A 3,338-nucleotide genomic window follows, 5' to 3' on the forward strand; every position below is an offset into this window, starting at 1 on the left:
TCCCGTGGACTGGACGACCCTGTTCCCGGTCGACCCCACCCCGCGAACGGTGGATCTGCCGACGTACGCCTTCCAGCACCAGCGGTACTGGCTGGACGGCCTCACCGACCGCGGCGCCGACCCCACCGACCTCGGTCTCGTATCCGCCGGGCATCCGCTGCTGAGTGCCGCCGTGGAGCTGGCGAACGGTGGCGGCCGACTGCTGACGGGGCGGCTTTCGGCACGTACCCACGCGTGGCTGGGCGAGCACGTGGTGGCGGGCGCGGTGCTGGTGCCCGGTGCGGCCCTGGTGGAGTGGGCGCTGCGGGCCGCCGACGAGGTGGGCGCCGGCGGCGTCGAGGAACTGGCGCTCCAGGTCCCGTTGGTGCTGCCGGAATCGGGCGGACTTCGCCTCCAGATCGTGGTCGGGCCGCCTGGGGCCGACGGGCGGCGCGAGGTGCACATGTACTCCCGCCCCGAAGGAGACGCCGACTCCACGGCCGGGTGGGTGTGCCACGCGGAGGGTGTGCTGGGACCGGCCCCGGAAGACGAGGGCGAGGGCGTGGCGGAAGGGCTGGTCGGCGTATGGCCCCCGGCGGGGGCGGAGCCCGTGGCGCTGGAGGACTTCTACGCCCAGGCCGCGGCCTCGGGATATGCGTACGGCCCGTCCTTCCAGGGGCTGCGCGCGGTGTGGCGCGACGGGGCGGATCTGCTCGCCGAGGTGGTGTTGCCGGAGGCCGCGGGCGAGCACACCGCGTTCGGTATCCATCCGGCGCTGCTCGATGCGGCGCTGCACCCCGTCCTGCTGACCGGCCAGAACACGACGGACACGGTGTGGCTGCCGTTCACCTGGAACGGGGTGTCGCTACGGGCCCAAGGGGCGACCAGCGTACGGGTCCGACTGTCCCCTCGGGAGTGCGGCGACGAGAGCGAGCGGACCGTACGGGTGACGGTGGCCGACGCGGTGGGCGCCCCGGTGCTGAGCGCCGACGCGGTGGTGCTGCGTCGGGCGAGCGAAGAGCAGCTGAGGAGGGCCCAAGTCCCGGGCACGGATGGCCTGTTCGCGATGGACTGGACTCCGTTGCCCCTCACGCCGGACGGCAGCGTCGGTGCCACGAGTTGGGCGGCTCTGGGCAGCGAGGCCACCCCGGATCTCGACTCGCTGATCGCCGCGCTCGACGGCGGCACACCGGCTCCTCGGCCGTCTGGCGTATCAGCCCGCGCGACGCGTCGCGACGTCGGTGCCATGGCGGCCGACGGGCTGATGTCGGCGGAGCGGGTCCTGAAGCTGCTCCCAGGACTGGCTGGCCGAACCACGGCTGGCCGAGTCCCGGTTGGCGGTGGTGACGCGCGGAGCCGTACCCGCCGATGAAAGCGGGAGCGTGGACGTACCCGGTGCCGCGCTCTGGGGACTGGTGCGCAGCGCGCAGGCGGAGAACCCGGGCCGGTTCCTGCTGCTCGACCTCGAACCGAACACACCGCTGGCCGACCACGGCAGTGTGCTCAACGCCGTACGGCGGGCCGTGGAGACGGACGAGTCGCAGGTGGCGCTGCGCGCCGGGCAGATGCTGGTGCCCCGGCTGGTGCGGGCCGTCGGAAGCGGGGGTGACGGCGGTCTGGTGCCCCCGGCGGGACAGTCCGCGTGGCGGCTCGGGGTCGTCGGTGCCGCGACCGTGGACAGTGTGCGGCCCGTGCCGTGCCCGGAAGTGCTGGAGCCCCTGCGCGCCGGTCAGGTACGCATCGCGGTGCATGCGGCGGGTGTCAACTTCCGTGACGCGCTGATCGTGCTGGGGATGTATCCGGGCGACGCCGTGTTCGCGGGCAGTGAGGGCGCCGGTGTGGTCCTGGAGACCGGACCGGAGGTGACGGACCTCGCCGTGGGCGACCGGGTGATGGGTCTGTTCGAGGGCGCGTTCGGCCCGCTGGCGGTGGCGGACGCGCGTACGGTCGTCCCCATCCCCTCCGGCTGGACCTTCCAGCAGGCGGCCGCGGCGCCCGTCGTGTTCCTCACCGCGTGGTACGGGCTGGTCGAGCTGGGCGGGCTGCGGGCGGGGGAGTCGGTGCTGATCCATGCCGCGACGGGCGGTGTGGGTACGGCGGCGGTGCAGATCGCCCGCCATGTGGGTGCGGAGGTCTACGCCACGGCTTCCCCCGGCAAGCACATGACCCTGGAGGCCATGGGCATCGACCAGGTGCACCGGGCCTCGTCACGCGATCTGGACTTCGAGCAGGTCGTGCGGGAGGCCACCGGCGGTCGCGGAGTGGATGTCGTACTGAACAGCCTGGCCGGGCCCTTCGTGGACGCCTCCCTGGGGCTGCTGGCCGATGGTGGCCGGTTGCTGGAGATGGGGAAGACGGACATCCGTGATCCGGAGCGGATCGCGGCCGAGCATCCCGGGTGCGGTACGAGGCGTACGACCTGATCAGCGACGCCGGGCCGGAGCGTATCGGCCGGATGCTGCGCGAGTTGAATGGGTTGTTCGCGTCGGGCGATCTGGTGCCGCCTCCGGTGCGGGCGTGGCCGTTGTCGCGGGCGCGGGAGGCGCTGCGCCATCTGAGCCAGGCCAAGCACACCGGCAAGCTGGTGCTCGATGTCCCCGCACCGGTGGATCCTGAGGGCACGGTGCTGATCACGGGGGGCACGGGCACTCTGGGCGGGCAGGTGGCCGAACACCTCGTCCGTACCTGGGGCATCCGGCATCTCCTCCTGGTCAGCCGCAGCGGTCCCGACGCCTCTGGTGCCAAGGAACTGGCCATCCGTCTGGGCGAGTTGGATGCCGAGGTGCGAATCGTCTCGGCCGACGTAGCCGACGCGACCGCCGTGGCCGAACTCGTCGCGGGCATCGACCCGGCGCATCCGCTGACCGGCGTCATCCATGCGGCGGGCGCCCTGGACGACGCGATGCTTCCCGCGCAATCCGCGGAGCGGCTGGCCCGGGTGTGGGCGGCCAAGGCCACCGCCGCGGCCAATCTGCACGCGGCGACGGCACATCTGCGGCTCGGCACGTTCGTCATGTTCTCCTCCTTCGCTTCCGATCTGGGCACTCCCAGCCAGGCCAACTACGCGGCGGCCAACGCCTTCTGCGACGCCCTCGCGTCCCACCGCCAAGCCGCAGGCCTCCCTGGGCTGTCGGTGGCCTGGGGGTTGTGGGCGGCCACCAGCGGCCTCACTGCCCGGCTGGACACCGCCAACCTGGCCAGGATCGGCCGCCTGGGCATCACGGCCAACACCACCGAAGAGGGGCTGGCCCTGCTGGACGCGGCGTACCGCCACGGCCGCCCCCATCTGCTGGCGCTCAAGCTGGACGCCCGGGCCCTGGCCGCCCAGGACCCCGCCACCCTGCCCACCCCGCTCCGGG

General features: G+C 73.0%; 1 pseudogene. It reads left to right on the forward strand.

Going from position 1 to position 3,338, the window contains the following annotated elements:
- Nucleotides 1–3,338 (forward strand): annotated as a pseudogene (locus SSOG_RS51720) (SDR family NAD(P)-dependent oxidoreductase); the annotation flags it as partial.

Origin of the sequence: Streptomyces himastatinicus ATCC 53653, from assembly GCF_000158915.1 — a bacterium.
In the GTDB taxonomy this organism is placed as follows: domain Bacteria; phylum Actinomycetota; class Actinomycetes; order Streptomycetales; family Streptomycetaceae; genus Streptomyces; species Streptomyces himastatinicus.